Consider the following 16,699-nt stretch of genomic DNA (forward strand, 5'->3'; position numbering starts at 1 on the left):
GTTCGCGTCCTTCAGGTCGCGGCGAGGTAGGCGAGCTGGGCGCGGACGCTCAGCTCGGCGGCCCCCCACAGGACAGGGTCGACGTCGGCGTAGACGATCTCGACGACCTGGCGGGGCACGTCGTCGGCAGCCACGCCCTCGGGCTGGGGCCGCGCCTCGAGCGTGGCGACGGCGGCCTCGACCTGCGCCAGCCGTTCGCGCCGGTGGGCGAGGTAGAAGTCGAGCGCCGCGAGGGCGTCGTCGATCACCGGCCCGTGTCCGGGCCAGATCGAGGTGATCGAGTGCTCTGCGGCCAGCCGATGCAGTCTGTCGAGGGAGTCGAGGTAGGCGCCGAGCTGCCCGTCGGGGTGTGCCACGACCGTCGTACCGCGGCCGAGCACGGTGTCGCCGGTGAGCACCGCGCCTTCGGCCGGCACCAGGAAGGAGAGCGAGTCGGCGGTGTGGCCGGGGGTGGCGACCACGTGCACCTCGAGCCCGTCGACGGCGACCACGTCTCCGTCGCCCAGGCCCTCACTGCCCAGCTGGTACGCCGGGTCGAGCGCGCGCACCCCGCACCCCATGCGCTCGGCGAACTCGCGCGCGGCCTCGGAGTGGTCGTGGTGGTGATGGGTGAGGAGTACGGCGGCCACCGGCCCGGAGGCGGCCTCGATGGCGTCGAGGTGGCTCATGATCGACGGCCCGGGGTCGATGACCACCGAGCGCCGGGCGTCGGGCTCGCGCAGCACCCAGGTGTTGGTGCCGTCGAGCGTCATCATGTTCGCGTTGGGAGCGAGCACGCACTCCGCCCGCTCGCCGAACGACCCGCCGGCCCAGCTCAACGCGACCAGCTCATCGGGCGAGCGCCTCGCCGACGCGGGTGCCCAGCTGCACGATGCGGTCGTTGCTCTCGAGGCGGTTCGTCTCCGGGTTGAACGTGGGCGTGATCATCTCGAACGGCACCGACGTCGCGTGCTTCAGCGCCGCGGCCGGCGACGTGGCGTCGTACATGTCGCAGAGGGTCGCGTAGGTCGGCGGCATCAGCATCATCTGCCCGTCGTCGGCCAGCCGGAGCGCGTCACGCACGCTGAACCAGGCCACCTTGTCGGACTCCGTGGAGACGTCGCGGGTGACCTGTCCCTCGGGCAGCGCGGCCACGAAGAACCAGGTGAGGAACCGCTTGGGCTCGAACACCGGGGTCAGCCAGCCGCCGAGCACCGCGAGCAGGTCGGTGCGCAGCACGAGTCCGCGCGCGGTCAGGAAGTCGGAGAAGGCCAGCTCGTGCGCCTCGAGCGCCGCCCGGTCGCGCTCCCAGTCGTCGCCGGTGGTGTCGGCGACGACGGTGTCGGCGGTGCCGGCGAGGAGGACGCCGGACTCCTCGAACGTCTCGCGCACGGCGGCGCAGAGCAGCTCGCGCGCCTCGACCGGCGTACACCCCATGCGTGAGGCCCACTCCTCGGGCGTGGGCCCGGCCCACAGCGAGGGGTCGACCTCGGAGTCGCGCGGGTCGACGCCGCCGCCGGGGAAGACGCTCATTCCGGCGGCGAACTTCATGCCGACGTGACGGCGCAGCAGGTAGGACTCCAGGCCGCCGGGTCGACCGTCGCCGTCGCGCAGTAGCACGACCGTCGAGGCCGACCGCGGCGCGGCCGGCTCACGAGTGCCGTCCATGAACTCCCGGGCCTGCTCGAGGAAGCCGGGCGGCAGGGTGCGTGTGGGATCCACGGATCAGACCTCGACGATGACTTCGACCTCGACCGGTGCGTCCAGCGGCAGGACGGGTACGCCGACCGCCGAGCGCGCGTGCACACCCGCGTCGCCGAAGACCTTGCCGAACAGCTCGGAGGCACCGTTGGCCACCCGCGGCTGCCCGGTGAAGTCGGGCGTCGAGGCGATGAACGCGACGACCTTCACGATGCGCTTGACCTGGTCGAGGTCGCCGATCTCGGACTTCACGGCGGCGATCGCGTTGAGCGCGCACTGCTGGGCGCAGGCGAGCGCCTCCTCCTCGGAGACCTCGCCGCCGACCTTGCCGGTGACCATCAGCTCGCCGGCCTGCATGGGCAGCTGGCCCGAGGTGAAGATGTGGTTGCCGGAGCGCACGGCGGGCACGTAGGCGGCGACCGGCTTGGCCACCTCCGGAACGGCCAGGCCCAGCTCGGCGAGGCGGTCCTCGACGGCGCTCATGCGATCGGCCTCTTGAAGAAGGCGACGGTGCCGCCCTGCGCGTTGGTCTGCAGCTGCACCAGCTCCCAGCCGTCCTGGCCGAAGTTGTTCAGCATCAGGGCCTCGTTGTGGAGCGGAATCGGCGCCACCTGGTATTCCCACTTCGTCATGCTCGGCACCCTACTCGCGCCCGTCCGAGGACCTCGAGCAGCCCTGTCACGCGTGCTTGAGGGCCTCGCGCCGCGACAGCCCCGAGAGCCGGCCCTCGCGCTCGGTGACGAACGCGCGCACCCAGTCCGGGTCGGTTCGGAAATGGTCGCGGAGCGCCCACCCGATCGCCTTGCGCACGAAGAACTCCCGGCCGTACGGCGACTCCGGCGGGCTGGTGCGCGTGGAGCCGTCGAGGTTGGCGTCGATCGCGTGCGTGAGGAGCTCGCGGTCGATCCGCTCGCGCAGCCCGACCTGGCAGATGATCGCCGTACGCCGCAGCCACAGGTCGTCGTCGACGGCCCAGTCACGCAGTGTGGGCGTGACCGTGTCCGGGAAGCGCTCCAGGAGCTCACGGACCCGGTGGGTCGCGACGTCGTCGACGTGGTCCCACCACGCGCCCGTCACGACCAGGTGCCGCCACAGGTCCAGCGTGCAGGGCTGCCGGTGCTCGCGGTAGAGCCGGTGGCCGGCCAGCGTCGTCGCGGCGTACCGCTCCTCACGGAACTCCGCGTCGTCCCAGAGCTCCAGCACCGCCTCGCGCCACGACTCCTCGTCGGGCAGCACCCACTCGGCGTACACGTCGCGGCACAGGCGGGTGAGTGGCTGCGAGGTCACGCCGCGGTAGGGCATCGTCGACTTCATGTAGGCCTGCATGGCCGGCGCCTTCTCCGGGTCGGCCGCGGCGGCGATCTGGTCGCGCACCATCGCGACGAGCTCGTCGGGTCGGATCGCGTGCGGCACGCCGTCAGCGTAGTTGCGCACACACCGCCCGCCCGACGCCACCGAGGATCAGACCACGGTCTGACGTACGACGGGCCCGCGCCGCATAGTCTCTGGCCATGCGGCAGCCGTGGCGACTCGACGAGCGCGGACAGCGCGTCCTCGACGCCTCGCTGGCCGGGTTCCTCGTCTTCACCGCCGTCGCCGGCACCCTGCTCGGCGGCTTCGACCCCGCGGTCGGCCTGCTGTGCCTGGTCCAGTTCGTGCCCCTGTTCTGGCGCCGGCAGCATCCGGTCGCCTCGGCGACGGTGGTGGTGGCGGCGTCGCTGCTGCAGGCGGTGGTGCTCGACGAGCCGATCTGGGGCCAGGTCGCCTTCCCGGTCGCGGTCTACTCGGTGGCGCGTTTCGCCAGTGCACGTTGGGGATTCGCCGTGTTGGCGGTCGGCGTGATCGGTGCCGGCGTGTCGTCGTACGACTGGCTGAGCCCCTACCCCACCGCCGGGACGCCCACCGCTTACACGGCGTACTTCCTGTCCATCGCCGCCATCGTCGCGGCAGCCTGGGCCCTCGGCACCCTCGGTCGCACCCGGGCGGCGTACGTCGCCTCGTTGGTCGAGCGCGGCGAACGACTCGAGCGCGAGGCCGTCCAGCAGGCGCAGCTGGCCGCACAGGACGAACGCGCCCGCATCGCCCGCGAGATGCACGACGTCGTGGCCCACGGCCTCTCCGTGATCGTGGTGCAGGCCGACGGCGCCCGCTACGCCTCCGCCAAGGACCCTGGCGCCGCGACCACGGCGCTCCAGACGATCTCTGAGACCGGGCGTGACGCGCTCACGGAGATGCGCCGCATGCTGGGTCTGCTGCGCTCCGACGGCGGATCCGGCACCGCCCCGCAGCCCGGCCTGGTCGACCTGCTCCACCTCGTCGAGGAGACCCGCGCCAGTGGCATGGACCTCGTGGCCCATCTGCCCGACCCGATGCCCGAGGTCCCCGAAGGCGTGGGCCTGGCCGTCTACCGCATCGCGCAGGAGGCGCTTACGAACGTGCGCAAGCACGCCGGGGTGGCGCACGTCCGACTCGACCTCGTGCACCGGAACGGCGAGCTGCACCTCGACGTGACCGACGACGGCCGCGGAGCCGCGTCGCGTTCCGACGGCAAGGGGCTCGGCCTGCTGGGCATGCGCGAACGGGTCACGGTGCACGGGGGGACCCTGACCGCGGCCCCGGCCGATGGTGGCGGATTCGCTGTCTCTGCAAGGATTCCCACATGATCCGGGTCTTCCTCGTCGACGACCAGGAGATGGTCCGCGCCGGTTTCCAGATGCTGGTCGAGTCCCAGGACGACATGTCGGTCGTCGGCCAGGCCGGCGACGGCGCCGAGGCCACCGAGAAGCTCGCGGTGACCGCAGCTGACGTCGTGCTCATGGACGTCCGGATGCCGCGCATGGACGGTGTCGAGGCCACCCGGCTCCTGGCCGCTCGGCCCGACTCGCCACGGGTGATCGTGCTGACCACCTTCGACCTCGACGAATACGCGTTCGCCGCGATCAAGTCCGGCGCGGCCGCGTTCCTGCTGAAGGACGCCCGGCCGGCCGACCTGCTCGACGCCATCCGCTCTGTGCACTCCGGAGACTCCGTCGTCGCCCCCAGCACCACCCGGCGACTGCTCGACCACTTCGCCTCGACGCTGCCCGAACCCGGCGCTGAACGCTCGCGCGACTCCCGCCTCGCCGTACTCACCGAGCGCGAGCACGAAGTCCTCACCCTGATCGGGCGCGGGCTCTCCAACACGGAGATCGCCGCCGACCTGGTGGTCGCCGAGGCGACGGTGAAGACGCACGTCGGCCGGGTCCTGGCCAAGACCGGCTCCCGCGACCGCGTGCAGCTCGTCGTGCTCGCCTACGAGTCCGGCCTGGTCGGCTGAGGCCCGGGGCGAGACCAGCGCCCGGAAGCACCGGCGCTGGAACAGGACCGGGCCGGCACTCGGGACTCCGGCCCGGTCGGGCCGAGTGCCGGGGCCCACTCGGTCCGACCGGGCCGGACCACCTAGGGCCGTTGAGCGGCCCCCGCTGGCGGGCGCGAGACCCACGGGTCGTACGACGAACGCCCGCGTCATCCCCAGGTCGTACGACGGGTTCCACCGCCGGCCTGACGTTCGGGAGCCGCAGAATTCCTAGCGTGGTGGTCATGATCGAGACCACCGTCCCCACCGCCCTCCGAACCGCCGCGACTGCCCGCGGCCTGACCAAGACCTACGGCGTCGGAACCCACGCCGAGGTGCATGCGCTTCGAGGAGTCGACCTCGACCTCCCGGCCGGCCGGTTCACCGCAATCATGGGCCCCTCGGGCTCCGGGAAGTCGACACTGATGCACTGCCTGGCCGGGCTCGACCAGCCGACCGCCGGCACGGTCGAGGTGGCGGGCGTGGCGTTGGAGTCGCTCGACGACACCGCGCTGACGAAGTTCCGGCGCGACCACGTCGGCTTCGTCTTCCAGTCGTTCAACCTGCTGCCGATGCTGACCGCTGGCCAGAACATCCTGCTCCCGCTGGAGCTCGCCGGTCGCAAGGTCGGGCGCGAGGAGCGGGCCAGGTTCGAGATGGTCGTCGACGTGCTCGGACTCGCCGACCGCACCGGCCACCTCCCCAGCCAGCTCTCCGGCGGACAGCAGCAGCGCGTGGCGATCGCCCGCGCCCTGGTCGCCCAGCCCGCGATCGTCTTCGCCGACGAGCCGACCGGCAACCTCGACTCGACCGCGAGCGCCGAGGTCCTCGACTTCCTGCGCCACTCGGTGCGCGAGCTCGGCCAGACCGTCGTCATGGTCACCCACGAGCTCGACGCCGCCGCCTATGCCGACGACGTGCTCGTCATCGCCGACGGCGCCATCCGCACCCACCTCACCACGCCCACCCGCGACGAGCTCGTCGCGGCCCTGCGCCACCGGGCGGCGTGATGCGCACCGTCCTGCTCGCCTCGATGCGGCGGCACACCCGGCGGTACGTCGCCGCGAGCCTGGCCGTGGCCATCGGGGTCACCTTCATCATCGTCACCAACGCGCTCTCCTCCGCGGCCCGCGACGGCCTGACCTCGGGCCTCGACGCGCCGTTCGCACATGCCGACGTGGTGGTCTCCGGGATCGACGGCCCCGACGCGGCCCGACTCCTGGACCGCGCCGAGAAGGAGGGCGCCTCGGCCTCCGTGCTGGGCTGGGCGTGGCTCTCCGTGTCACGCGACGGCACCGAGATCACCGACGGCGCCGACGTCGGCGCCCTCCCCCGCGACAACGCGATGCGTTGGCAGGAGCTGGTCGACGGCCGCTTCCCCTCCACCGACCACGAGGCAGTCGTCGACGCGAACGCGGCCAAGGCCAATGACGTCGGGATCGGCGACACCCTCACCATCGGAACCGGCAAGCAGGCCCTCGACGTGAAGGTCGTCGGCAGCGTCGACAGCCCGTCGTCGATGGTCTGGTCCGCGGTCTACCTCACCCAGGACGCCCAGGACCGGTGGCTCGACCAGAGCATGATCAACAGCGTCGCCTGGAACGGCGCCGGCTCCGCGGACGAGCAGATCCGTGCCCTCGAGAGCGCCTACCCGGACGCGACCGTGCAGACCACCGACGACTTCGTGGCTGACCAGCAGAAGGCGGCCACCAACGGCGTCGACGTCATCGCGTTCATCCTGCTGCTCTTCGCGGCGATCGCCATCGGCACCTCGGTGATGGTCATCGCCAACACGTTCTCGATCCTGTTCGCGCAGCGGACCCGCGACTTCGCCCTGCTGCGCTGCGTCGGCGCCACCCGGCGGCAGGTGCTTCGCTCGATCCGCCTCGAGGCCCTCGCGCTCGGTGTCGTCTCCGCCCTGGTCGGCCTGGTGGCCGGCGCTGGACTCGGACTCGGCCTGGTCGCGCTGATCCGTGACCTCGCCCCGAGCGCTCGACTGGGCGAGGCGTCCTTCTCCCCCGTCTGGTTCGCCGGCGCCTTCCTTGTCGGCACCGCGGTCACGGTCATGGCGTCCTGGCTTCCTACCCGCCGGGTCACCCGGGTCAGCCCGCTCGCCGCACTTCGTCCGGACACCGGTGTCGACGTACGCACGACGGCCGGCCGTCTCCGCATCGGGTTCGGCATCCTCGTCGTCGCCGCCGGGGTGCTGGCGATGGCCGCGGCCATCGCCGGAGCCGCGGTCCCACTGATGGTGGTGGGCGGAGGCGCCACGTTCTTCGGGGTGGTCCTGCTCGGGCCGACGATCGTTCCCGCCCTGATCCGGGTCGCCGGATCGCTCACCGCCCGCGTCATGGGCCCGCCCGGACGACTGGCCACCTCCAACGCAGTCCGCAACCCACGGCGTACGGCGGCCACGACCGCCTCGTTGCTCGTCGGGGTCACCCTCACGACCGCCGTCCTCACCGGGCTGGCCAGTGGACGCAGCATCATCGACGACGAGATGGCCACCGACCATCCTCTCGACGCCACCGTCTCGGCGACCACGGGGGCCGGACTGGCACCGGAGGTGCTCACCGGAGTGCGCGACCTGCCCGCCGTCGAGAGTGCCGTGGAGGTCCCCGGCACGGTCGGCACCCTCGACCGCGGGATCGGCCGGATGCGGGTCGTCGCCCCCGGCCCGGACACCGCCGACCTGATGCGGAGCACGCCGGACTTCGCCGCGCCCCGCGCCGGGGAGATCTACCTGCCGATCGACGCACTGGAGAACGGCAACGTGCCACGCACGGTCACGGTCACCGTCGGCGAGCGCACGGAGACCCTGCGGGTGAACGCCGGGGAGGACTGGGGCAACGTCGCCGTCGTCGCCCCGCAGACGCTGGCCGGGCTCGACGCGGCACCGTCCACGCAGGCGATCTGGGTGCGGGCCGATCTCGACACCGACGCCGAGGACTTCAGCGGCGACCTGTCCGCCGTGGCCGCGGCCTCCGACGCCGACGTGGTCTCGACCCTGGGCAAGTGGGCCTTCGTCGACCTCCAGCTCGACGTGATGACCGGCGCGATCGTCGGCCTGCTCGGCATCGCCGTGGTCATCGCGCTGATCGGCATCGCCAACACGCTCGGTCTCTCGGTGCTCGAACGAGGACGGGAGAACGCCCTGCTGCGGGCCCTCGGCCTGACCCGTCGACAGCTTCGGGCCACGCTGGCCACCGAGGCGGTGCTGCTCTCCGTGGTGGCGACCCTGCTCGGCACCACACTGGGCATCGGCTTCGCCTGGGTCGGCGTCCAGACCATGCTGGCGAAGTACGTCGAGAACGCGTCCATGACCCTGCCGCTGGGCCAGCTCGCGATCGTCGTACTCGTGTCCGCTGCAGCCGGGCTCCTGGCCTGTGTGCTGCCTGCCCGCCGCGCGGCACGGGTGACGCCGGCCGCGGGCCTGACGATGGAGTGAGCGCGCCTTCCTCGTCGGTCGAGTGCCTCGCGTCGTTCGAGTGGCCAGCGCGCCCTCTCGGTGGTCGAGTAGCCGCGAGGAACGAGCGGCGTATCGAGACCTTCGGCAACTGGCCCTGGTCTCGATACGCTCGCTGGCGCTCGCCACTCGACCACCGAGGGCAGCGCTCGCCACTCGACCACCGAGGGCAGCGCTCGCCCCTCGACCGACGAGCAGGTCAGAGCAGCTCGGGCTCGGTCTTCTCGCGGATCTCGTCCTCGGTCACGCCGGGAGCCAGCTCGACCAGCTTCAGCCCGCCTCCCTCGGCTGCCGGGAGGATGTCCATGACGCCGAGGTCGGTGATGATGCGTTGTACGACGCCGAGGCCGGTGTAGGGCAGCGAGCACTCGTTGACGATCTTGTAGGAGCCGTCGCGGGCCACGTGCTCCATCAGCACGATCACCTTCTTGGCGCCGTGCACGAGGTCCATCGCGCCGCCCATGCCCTTGACCATCTTGCCGGGGATCATCCAGTTGGCGATGTCACCCTTCACCGACACCTGCATCGCACCGAGGATCGCGGCGTCGATCTTGCCGCCGCGGATCATCCCGAACGAGGTGGCGGAGTCGAAGAACGACGCGCCACGGTTGAGCGTGACGGTCTCCTTGCCGGCGTTGATCAGGTCGGCGTCGACGTTCTCCTCGGTCGGGTAGGGCCCGACGCCGAGGATGCCGTTCTCGGACTGCAGCACCAGCTCGGTGCCCTCGGGCACGTAGTTCGGCACCAGGGTCGGCAGGCCGATCCCGAGGTTGACGTAGGAGCCGTCGCTCAGCTCCCCGGCCGCCCGGGCCGCCATCTGCTCGCGTGTCCATGCCATGTCAGTTTCCTTCCTGGTTTCGAGATGGTTGCTGCGCAACCTCCTCAACCAACGGAGCAGAGACAGTCCTCTTCTCGATCCGCTTGTCGGCAGCCTGCTCGGGAGTCAGCGCGACCACGCGCTGCACGTAGACCCCGGGGGTGTGCACGTCGTTGGGGTTCAGCTCGCCCGGCTCGACGAGCTCCTCGACCTCGGCGATCGTGAGGCGACCGCACATCGCAGCGAGCGGGTTGAAGTTGCGGGCGGAGTCGCGGAAGACGAGATTGCCGTGCCGGTCGCCCTTCCAGGCCCGGACCAGCCCGAAGTCGGCGACGATCGCCTCCTCGAGCACGAAGTCACGACCCCCGAAGCTGCGCACCTCCTTGGGCGGCGAGGCCACCACGACGTTGCCGGCGTCGTCGTACCTCCAGGGGAGGCCGCCGTCCGCGACCTGGGTGCCGACGCCGGTGGCGGTGTAGAAGCCCGGGATGCCCGAGCCGCCGGCGCGCATGCGCTCGGCCAGGGTGCCCTGCGGCGTGAGCTCGACCTCGAGCTCACCGGAGAGGTACTGCCGGGCGAACTCCTTGTTCTCCCCGACGTACGACGCGATCATCCGGCGCAGGCGTCGGGCCATCAGCAGCCGGCCGAGACCCCAGTCGTCGACGCCGCAGTTGTTCGAGACCGCCTCGAGCTCGTCGGCTCCCTGGGTCAGCAGGGCGTCGATCAGCACCGACGGGATGCCGCACAGTCCGAAGCCGCCCACGGCCAGGGTCGCCCCCGAGCCGATGTCGGCGACCGCCTCGGCGGCGTTGGCCATCACCTTGTCCACGAAGGTCTCCTCCTCCTCGACGTGCCCACCGATCCGGAAGGCCCACCCCCTGTTCTGCCGCACCCTGGGGACGGCGTCAACGTCCGGTCGGGAGATGGACGCGGATCTCTCGTACGACGCACACATTCGAGCGGATGCGTTCACTGGATGAACGCGCAGTATCGTCGTCCCATGCAGGCCTCACACCAGGTGGTCGCGCGCATCGGGCGGGTGCTGCGTGCGGTCTCCCAGCACGAGCCCGACGGTGTCACGACGACCGCTGCGGGGGTCGCCGCCGATCTCGCCCGGCCGACCGCCCACCGGTTGCTGGTCGCGCTGCAGCAGGAGGGTCTGGTCGACCGGACGCCGGCCGGCCTGTGGCAGCTCGGGCCCGAGACGTTCCTGCTCGGCAGCGCCGCGGCCGCACGCTACGACGTCAGCCACCTGGCCGGCGCCAGCCTGCGCAGGCTGAGCGAGGCCACCGGCGAGAGCGCGTTCTTCTCGGCCCGGCGCGGCGACGAGACGATCTGCCTGGTCCGCGAGGACGGCAGCTTCCCGATCCGCTCCCACGTGCTGCACGAGGGCATCCGGTTCCCGCTCGGCGTCGCCTCGGCCGGCCAGGTGATCCTGTCCTACCTGCCGGAGCGGGAGATCACCGAGTACCTCGACGACCACGACCTCACCGAGCGGTACGGCGCCACCCACGCCCGCAAGGCGGTGGAGCAACGCATCGCCGAGACGCAGCGCCAGGGCTACGCGTTCAACCCCGGGCTGATCGTGCGCGGCAGCTGGGGCATAGGTGCCGCGGTCTTCGACTCCGACGAGTCACCCCAGTGGGCGCTGAGCCTGACCGGGATCGACCACCGGTTCGCCGACGACCGGCGTCCCGAGCTCGGCCGGCTCCTGCTCCAGGAGGCCCATGACCTGTCGCGTCGCATCCGCCGGTTCCGTTCCCAGTAGTCCGACCGCCCGGTTAGGCTCTCGTCCCGTGAGCACCACCGACTGGCCGAAGGTCCAGCTGCACGTCGTCACCGGCAAGGGCGGAACCGGCAAGTCGACGGTCGCCGCTGCACTGGCACTTGCCCTGGCCAGCCGTGGCAAGAGCGTGCTGCTCTGCGAGGTCGAGGGTCGCCAGGGCATCGCCCAGATGTTCGACGTCTCGCCCCTGCCCTACGAGGAGCGCCGCATCGCGTCGGGGCTCCCCGGTTCCGAGGGCAGCGCCGGCGAGGTCTACGCCCTGCACATCGACGCCGAGTCCGCCCTACTCGAATACCTCGCGATGTACTACAAGCTCGGTCGTGCCGGGCGGGCGCTCGACCGCTTCGGCGTCATCGACTTCGCCACCACGGTCGCCCCCGGCGTACGCGACGTACTGCTCACCGGCAAGGTCTTCGAGGCCGCCAAGGACGGCCGCAAGAAGGGCACCTCCAGCAAGGCCGGCCAGCAGTACGACGCGATCGTGCTCGACGCTCCTCCGACCGGCCGGATCGCCCAGTTCCTCAACGTCAACGGCGAGCTGGCCGGGCTGGCCAAGGCCGGGCCGATCAAGAAGCAGGCCGACACCGTGATGACGCTCTTCCGCTCTCCCCGCACCGCCATCCACCTGGTCACCGTGCTCGAGGAGATGCCGGTCCAGGAGACCGCCGACGGCGTGGGCGAGCTGCATCAGGCCAAGCTCCCCGTCGGCGGGGTGATCGTGAACCTGGTCCGGCCACGCGACCTCAGCGCGGAGCAGCTCGACGCGGCCCGCAACGGCACCCTCGACCGTGACGGCATCGAGGCGGACCTCCGCTCGGCCGGCGTCGAGGTCGACAAGGTGCTCGTCGACGGGCTGCTCACCGAGGCCCACGACCACGCCGAGCGGCGCGCCCTCGAGGAGAGCCAACGGGCCCTGGTCCATGAGATCGGCGTCCCCATCTACGAGCTGCCCCGACTCCCGTCCGGAGTCGACATGGGCGGCCTCTACCAACTGGCCGCGACGCTGCGAGAGCAAGGGATGGCATGAGCCGGCAACGCACCCGGGTCGGCCCGCTGGCCTCGACGGGCGAGGTCGCCCCGACCCTCGACATCGACGCACTGCTCGACAACCCGGCCACCGAGATCATCGTGTGCTGCGGGTCCGGCGGGGTAGGCAAGACCACCACCTCGGCATCCCTCGCACTGCGGGCGGCCGAGCGTGGCCGCAAGGTCGTCGTACTCACCATCGACCCGGCCCGACGGCTGGCGCAGTCGATGGGCATCGAGGCCCTCGACAACACGCCCCGGCCGGTGGCCGGCGTCGCCGAGGGCACCGGGTCGCTCGACGCGATGATGCTCGACATGAAGCGGACCTTCGACGAGGTGGTCGAGAGCCAGGCCAGCCCCGAGAAGGCGAAGCAGATCCTGGAGAACCCCTTCTACATCGCGTTGTCCAGCTCGTTCGCGGGCACCCAGGAATACATGGCGATGGAGAAGCTCGGGCAGCTCTACCGCGACGCGAAGCAGTCGAGGGCCTACGACCTGATCGTCGTCGACACGCCCCCGTCGCGTTCGGCGCTGGACTTCCTCGACGCTCCCGAGCGGCTGAGCAGCTTCCTCGACGGCAAGTTCATCCGGCTGCTGCTGGCGCCGGCGCGGGGCCCGGCACGCATCATGACCGCCGGCTTCGGGTTGATCACGAACGCGTTGACCAAGATCCTCGGGGCGACCGTGCTCCAGGACCTCCAGATGTTCGTCGCGGCGTTCGACACCCTCTTCGGCGGCTTCCGCCAGCGGGCCCAGAAGACCTATGAGCTGCTGCAGGCCGAAGGTACGGCGTTCCTTGTCATCGCGGCTCCGGAGCCCGACGCGCTGCGCGAGGCGGCGTACTTCGTCGACCGGCTCAGCGGGGAGAACATGCCGCTCGCCGGGTTGGTGGTCAACCGGGCCGGCATCAGGCCGGAGAGCGAGCTCAGCGCCGACGAGGCGATGGCCGCCGTCGAGCGGCTCGCCAGGCGTGACGGCGGGGCCGAGGTCACGGCAGGCCTGTTGCGGCTGCACGCCGACCGGGTGCGGATCGTCGAGCGTGAGACCGGGTTGCGGGCCAGGTTCGCCGCGGCCAACCCCAGGGTCGCCACGGCGGTCGTCCCGGCACTGGCCACCGACGTGCACGACCTCGACGGGCTCCGTCGAATCGGCTCGCTGCTGGCCGGCCCGGCGGCCTGACGTCCGAAGTAGTCAGTCAGGACCGGGTCGACCCCAGTGGCCAGTCGCTCAGACGAGTGCGCCCGAGTGGCCGGCCTTGGCGGCTTCCAGCACGCTGCGCCAGGACGCGGCGGGGCTACGACGAAGCAGTGCCCGGCGCTCGCGCTCGGTCATGCCTCCCCACACACCCCACTCGATCTGGTTGTCCAGCGCTTCGGCCAGGCACTCGGTGCGCACGGGACAACCCGCGCAGACCTGCTTGGCCTTGTTCTGCTCCGCACCACGGACGAAGAGTTCGTCCGGCTGCGCCTGTCGACACGCCGCTGCCGGCGCCCAGTCTTCAACCCACATGATGTCCCCACATCCAAACCGAGATGGATGAGCTCCAATCTGAAACTCACCACGGGCCAATCCCCACAAGTAAAGGTAGGCAATGATCGGTGGTTGAAACAGACACGAGTTGGCCACTTCGTCTAGTCAGAAAGGACTAGTCGCCAACCCGCACCAATGCGGGTGATATGGCCCTGTCACGTATCCTGAGGTGCATGTCCGCCCCCGATGACGGCCGCTCCCGCCCGGTTTCCGTGCTCTCCCACCTCGGCTCGATGCTCGCTGTCTCGGTGATCCTGGGAGTCGTCGCCGCCGGGCTGGCCATCCCGTTCGCCGCGGTCGCCGGGCTCACCGCGGGCAACGTCTCGGACTCCCTGCAGGAACTGCCCGACGAGCTCGAGACCGAGGCGCTGGCCCAGTCGTCCCGCATTCTCGCCAGCGACGGCACCACGATCGCCACCCTGTACGACGAGAACCGGGTGAACGTGCCGCTGCGCCAGATGGCCAAGGTCATGCGCCAGGCGATCGTCTCGATCGAGGACTACCGCTTCTACCAGCACGGCGCCCTCGACGTGAAGGGCACGCTGCGCGCGTTCATCACCAACCAGGCGTCAGGCTCGACCCGCCAGGGTGGCTCCTCGATCACCCAGCAGATGGTCAAGCTGACCCTGATCAGCCAGGCCAAGGACGACGACGAGCGCAAGGCCGCCCAGGCCGAGACGATCGCCCGCAAGCTGCGCGAGCTGCGCTACGCGATCGCCTTCGAGGAGAACTACTCCAAGGACTGGATCCTCGAGCGCTACCTCAACATCGCCTACTTCGGTGACGGCGTGTACGGCGTACAGGCGGCGGCCAAGCACTACTTCAGCAAGGACGCCCGCAAGCTGAACCTCCGCGAGGCGGCCACCCTGGCCGGGCTGGTGAAGAACCCGGTCGGCTACGACCCGATCACGTTCCCCGACAAGGCGCTCTCGCGTCGCAACGTCGTGCTCGACCGCATGGCCCAGCTGAAGGTGATCAGCGAGGAGCGGGCCGAAAAGATCAAGTCCCAGGGCCTGCGTCTCAAGATCACGTCCAGCCGCAACGGCTGCCTGCTGGCGCGGGCACCGATCTACTGCGACTACGTGGTCAACTACCTCACGCGTGACCCCGCGTTGGGCAAGACCCCCGAGGACCGCCTCACCCTGCTGAAGTCCGGCGGCCTGACCATCCGCACGTCCCTCGACCTCCGGTTCCAGGACGCCGCCGACGCGTCGGTGCGCAACCACGTGCGCCAGAACGAGTCGGCCATCGGGTCCCTGGCCCTGATCCAGCCACGGACCGGCAACGTCAAGGCGATCTCCCAGTCCAGGCCCCTGGGGCTCAAGGAGAAGATGGGCGAGACGTCCATCAACTATGCGGTGCCCAAGGAAGAGGGCGGCGCCCGGGGCTTCCAGGCCGGCTCGACGTTCAAGGCGTTCGTGCTCGCCGATGCGATCCGGCAGAAGATCTCCCTCAACACCACGATCGACTCGCCCAAGGAACGCACGTTCCAGGAGGCCGACTACAAGAACTGTGACGGCCAGCCCTACGGCTACGGCAGCTTCTCCATCCCGAACTCCACGACCTCCGGTCCGAAGAACCTCTACACCGGCACGCGCGAGTCCGTGAACACTTTCTACATGGCCCTTGAACAGCTCACCGGCATCTGCACGCCGTACCGCCTGGCCAAGCAGATGGGCGTCAACCTGACCAACCCGGTCGACAGCAGCTCCGGTTCGGCCGAGCGAGTGCCGACCTTCACGCTCGGCGTTGCCGACGCCACCCCGCTCGAGATGGCCGAGGCCTACGCGACGTTCGCCGCCCGCGGCCTGCACTGCGACGCGCGACCGGTCACCAAGATCGAGGACGCCAACGGCACCCTGCTCAAGGACTACCCGCGCAAGTGCACGCAGGTGCTGCCCAGCGCGGTCGCCGACGCCGTCAACGACGTCCTGCGCGGCGTGCAGGAAGGCGACGGCTTCGGTGCCATCAACGGTCTCGCCCTCGGCCAGCAGTCGGCCGGCAAGACCGGTACGACGAACAGTGCCAACTCGGTGTGGTTCGTCGGCTACACGCCCAACCTGGCCGGTGCGTCGATGATCGCCGGGGTCAAGGAGGACGGCGGCCCCGACTCCCTGATCGGCAAGACCATCGGCGGCAGCACCCTCTACTCGGCCTCGGGCTCCGGCACGGCCGGCCCCATGTGGGGCGACGCCATGCACGTCATCGAGCAGTGGCTCGACGACGAGACGTTCACCCCGCCGTCCTCGACCGAGATCTCCGGTGTGCTCGTCGACATCCCGCCGACCGGTGGCATGAACGTCGACGACGCCAAGGCCACTCTCGAGGACCTCGGTTTCAAGGTGATCGTGGCCAGCGGCCAGGTCGACTCCAGCTACAACCAGGGCACCGTCGCCTACACCGACCCCGGGTCGGGTGGCCAGCAGTCCTCCGGCGACGTGGTGACGATCTACGTCTCCGACGGCTCGCCGTACGTCCCGCCGAAGCAGGACCCGCCCAAGAAGAAAAAGAAGAAGCCAGGGCGCGGACGCGGCCGCTGACTCACCGACTCACTGACGCGAGCGACAGGGCGCCCGCGTGGAACTCAGGCGCCGAGCTGGCGGCGTACCTCGGCCGCCACCAGGCCACCGTCCGCCTTGCCCTTCACCTGCGGCGAGACGATGCCCATGACCTTGCCCATCGCGCGCATGCCCTCGCCGGCGGCGCCGGTCTTCTCGACGGCGGCGGTGACGAGGTCGGCGATCTCGGACTCGCTCAGCTGGGCCGGCAGGTAGTCGCCGATCACCACGAGCTCGGCCCGCTCCTTGTCGGCCATCTCGGCCCGGCCGCCGTCGTCGAAGGCGGTCGCGGCCTCGCGCCGCTTCTTGGCCTCGGTGGACAGCACGCCGATGATGTCGTCGTCGGACAGCTCCACCTGGGTCTTGCCGGCCACCTCGGCGTTCGTGATCGCGGTGAGCAGCATCCGGAGAGTGGAGGAGCGCACCTCGTCCCGGGCCTTGATGGCCGTGGTCAGGTCACTGCGCATGCGGTCCTTGAGAGCACTCATGAGGACCATTGTGG

Annotated in this window: 17 protein-coding genes; 8 read left to right on the plus strand and 9 right to left on the minus strand. The window is 70.6% G+C overall.

What is annotated here, in order from left to right:
* Positions 1-11: 11 nt before the first annotated feature.
* Genes ASH02_RS16385 through ASH02_RS16400 form a run of 5 tightly spaced genes read right to left on the minus strand, consistent with a single transcriptional unit; the run spans position 12 to position 3,093 of the window.
* Complete coding sequence (locus ASH02_RS16385) at positions 12-818, minus strand: MBL fold metallo-hydrolase (RefSeq protein WP_327152816.1); 807 nt, start codon at positions 816-818, stop codon at positions 12-14.
* A gap of 10 nt (positions 819-828) precedes the next feature.
* Positions 829-1,701: an NUDIX hydrolase gene (locus tag ASH02_RS16390; RefSeq protein ID WP_057295085.1), complete on the minus strand. Its 873-nt coding sequence runs from the start codon at positions 1,699-1,701 to the stop codon at positions 829-831.
* A 3-nt stretch (positions 1,702-1,704) separates the two neighbouring features.
* Positions 1,705-2,163 carry a RidA family protein gene (locus ASH02_RS16395; protein WP_057295086.1) on the minus strand — a complete coding sequence of 153 codons (459 nt, stop codon included), beginning with the start codon at positions 2,161-2,163 and terminating at the stop codon, positions 1,705-1,707.
* On the minus strand, positions 2,160-2,312 hold the full coding sequence (locus tag ASH02_RS26430) for a DUF4177 domain-containing protein (protein WP_162262596.1): 153 nt from the start codon (positions 2,310-2,312) through the stop codon (positions 2,160-2,162). The genes ASH02_RS16395 and ASH02_RS26430 overlap by 4 nt, the downstream gene beginning before the upstream one ends.
* Before the next feature lie 46 nt (positions 2,313-2,358).
* The gene (locus tag ASH02_RS16400) at positions 2,359-3,093 is read right to left on the minus strand and encodes a DNA alkylation repair protein (protein WP_235539060.1); all 735 of its coding nucleotides are present in this window, start codon (positions 3,091-3,093) and stop codon (positions 2,359-2,361) included.
* 98 nt (positions 3,094-3,191) lie between these two features.
* Here ASH02_RS16400 and ASH02_RS16405 point away from each other — a divergent pair, with 98 nt between their 5' ends.
* From ASH02_RS16405 to ASH02_RS16420, 4 genes are all read left to right on the plus strand, one after another.
* Complete coding sequence (locus ASH02_RS16405; RefSeq protein ID WP_057295087.1) at positions 3,192-4,343, plus strand: sensor histidine kinase; 1,152 nt, start codon at positions 3,192-3,194, stop codon at positions 4,341-4,343.
* Positions 4,340-4,996 carry a response regulator gene (locus ASH02_RS16410; RefSeq protein ID WP_057295088.1) on the plus strand — a complete coding sequence of 219 codons (657 nt, stop codon included), beginning with the start codon at positions 4,340-4,342 and terminating at the stop codon, positions 4,994-4,996. Before ASH02_RS16405 ends, ASH02_RS16410 begins: the two co-directional genes overlap by 4 nt.
* A 263-nt stretch (positions 4,997-5,259) precedes the next feature.
* Positions 5,260-6,024 carry an ABC transporter ATP-binding protein gene (locus ASH02_RS16415; protein ID WP_057295171.1) on the plus strand — a complete coding sequence of 255 codons (765 nt, stop codon included), beginning with the start codon at positions 5,260-5,262 and terminating at the stop codon, positions 6,022-6,024.
* Positions 6,024-8,462, plus strand: a complete 2,439-nt coding sequence (locus ASH02_RS16420) for an ABC transporter permease (protein ID WP_057295089.1) — start codon at positions 6,024-6,026, stop codon at positions 8,460-8,462. The genes ASH02_RS16415 and ASH02_RS16420 overlap by 1 nt, the downstream gene beginning before the upstream one ends.
* A 217-nt stretch (positions 8,463-8,679) precedes the next feature.
* Here the strand turns inward: ASH02_RS16420 and ASH02_RS16425 are convergent, their stop codons facing one another.
* Both ASH02_RS16425 and ASH02_RS16430 read right to left on the minus strand, forming a co-directional pair.
* Positions 8,680-9,318 (minus strand): 3-oxoacid CoA-transferase subunit B, encoded by a 639-nt coding sequence (locus ASH02_RS16425; protein WP_056679771.1) that lies wholly within the window; start codon positions 9,316-9,318, stop codon positions 8,680-8,682.
* 1 nt (position 9,319) lies between these two features.
* Entirely contained in the window at positions 9,320-10,126 is an 807-nt protein-coding gene (locus tag ASH02_RS16430; protein WP_057295172.1) for a CoA transferase subunit A, read from the minus strand.
* A 171-nt stretch (positions 10,127-10,297) separates the two neighbouring features.
* Here ASH02_RS16430 and ASH02_RS16435 point away from each other — a divergent pair, with 171 nt between their 5' ends.
* From ASH02_RS16435 to ASH02_RS16445, 3 genes are read left to right on the plus strand one after another with little or no spacing between them, the layout of a single operon-like run.
* Positions 10,298-11,065 (plus strand): IclR family transcriptional regulator, encoded by a 768-nt coding sequence (locus ASH02_RS16435; RefSeq protein WP_056679768.1) that lies wholly within the window; start codon positions 10,298-10,300, stop codon positions 11,063-11,065.
* 28 nt (positions 11,066-11,093) lie between these two features.
* Positions 11,094-12,110, plus strand: a complete 1,017-nt coding sequence (locus ASH02_RS16440; RefSeq protein WP_056679765.1) for an ArsA-related P-loop ATPase — start codon at positions 11,094-11,096, stop codon at positions 12,108-12,110.
* Complete coding sequence (locus ASH02_RS16445) at positions 12,107-13,288, plus strand: ArsA family ATPase (RefSeq protein ID WP_057295090.1); 1,182 nt, start codon at positions 12,107-12,109, stop codon at positions 13,286-13,288. Before ASH02_RS16440 ends, ASH02_RS16445 begins: the two co-directional genes overlap by 4 nt.
* Before the next feature lie 48 nt (positions 13,289-13,336).
* Here the strand turns inward: ASH02_RS16445 and ASH02_RS16450 are convergent, their stop codons facing one another.
* On the minus strand, positions 13,337-13,618 hold the full coding sequence (locus ASH02_RS16450) for a WhiB family transcriptional regulator (RefSeq protein ID WP_200949888.1): 282 nt from the start codon (positions 13,616-13,618) through the stop codon (positions 13,337-13,339).
* Between the two features lie 194 nt (positions 13,619-13,812).
* On the opposite strand from ASH02_RS16450, the gene ASH02_RS16455 reads away from it, so the two are divergent.
* On the plus strand, positions 13,813-16,179 hold the full coding sequence (locus ASH02_RS16455; RefSeq protein WP_156388554.1) for a penicillin-binding protein: 2,367 nt from the start codon (positions 13,813-13,815) through the stop codon (positions 16,177-16,179).
* Positions 16,180-16,223: 44 nt separating this feature from the next.
* Here ASH02_RS16455 and ASH02_RS16460 read toward each other — a convergent pair whose 3' ends face one another.
* Entirely contained in the window at positions 16,224-16,685 is a 462-nt protein-coding gene (locus ASH02_RS16460) for a GatB/YqeY domain-containing protein (RefSeq protein WP_056679929.1), read from the minus strand.
* Between the last annotated feature and the right edge of the window lie 14 nt (positions 16,686-16,699).

This window comes from Nocardioides sp. Soil796, from assembly GCF_001429525.1.
Classification (GTDB): domain Bacteria; phylum Actinomycetota; class Actinomycetes; order Propionibacteriales; family Nocardioidaceae; genus Nocardioides.

Coding starts and splice junctions, on each gene's coding strand:
- ASH02_RS26430 (WP_162262596.1), bottom strand. CDS start 2,312: ATGACGAAGTGGGAATACCAGGTGGCGCCGATTCCGCTCCACAACGAG.
- ASH02_RS16415 (WP_057295171.1), top strand. CDS start 5,260: ATGATCGAGACCACCGTCCCCACCGCCCTCCGAACCGCCGCGACTGCC.
- ASH02_RS16460 (WP_056679929.1), bottom strand. CDS start 16,685: ATGAGTGCTCTCAAGGACCGCATGCGCAGTGACCTGACCACGGCCATC.
- ASH02_RS16405 (WP_057295087.1), top strand. CDS start 3,192: ATGCGGCAGCCGTGGCGACTCGACGAGCGCGGACAGCGCGTCCTCGAC.
- ASH02_RS16410 (WP_057295088.1), top strand. CDS start 4,340: ATGATCCGGGTCTTCCTCGTCGACGACCAGGAGATGGTCCGCGCCGGT.
- ASH02_RS16425 (WP_056679771.1), bottom strand. CDS start 9,318: ATGGCATGGACACGCGAGCAGATGGCGGCCCGGGCGGCCGGGGAGCTG.
- ASH02_RS16450 (WP_200949888.1), bottom strand. CDS start 13,618: ATGTGGGTTGAAGACTGGGCGCCGGCAGCGGCGTGTCGACAGGCGCAG.
- ASH02_RS16420 (WP_057295089.1), top strand. CDS start 6,024: ATGCGCACCGTCCTGCTCGCCTCGATGCGGCGGCACACCCGGCGGTAC.
- ASH02_RS16435 (WP_056679768.1), top strand. CDS start 10,298: ATGCAGGCCTCACACCAGGTGGTCGCGCGCATCGGGCGGGTGCTGCGT.
- ASH02_RS16445 (WP_057295090.1), top strand. CDS start 12,107: ATGAGCCGGCAACGCACCCGGGTCGGCCCGCTGGCCTCGACGGGCGAG.
- ASH02_RS16395 (WP_057295086.1), bottom strand. CDS start 2,163: ATGAGCGCCGTCGAGGACCGCCTCGCCGAGCTGGGCCTGGCCGTTCCG.
- ASH02_RS16455 (WP_156388554.1), top strand. CDS start 13,813: ATGTCCGCCCCCGATGACGGCCGCTCCCGCCCGGTTTCCGTGCTCTCC.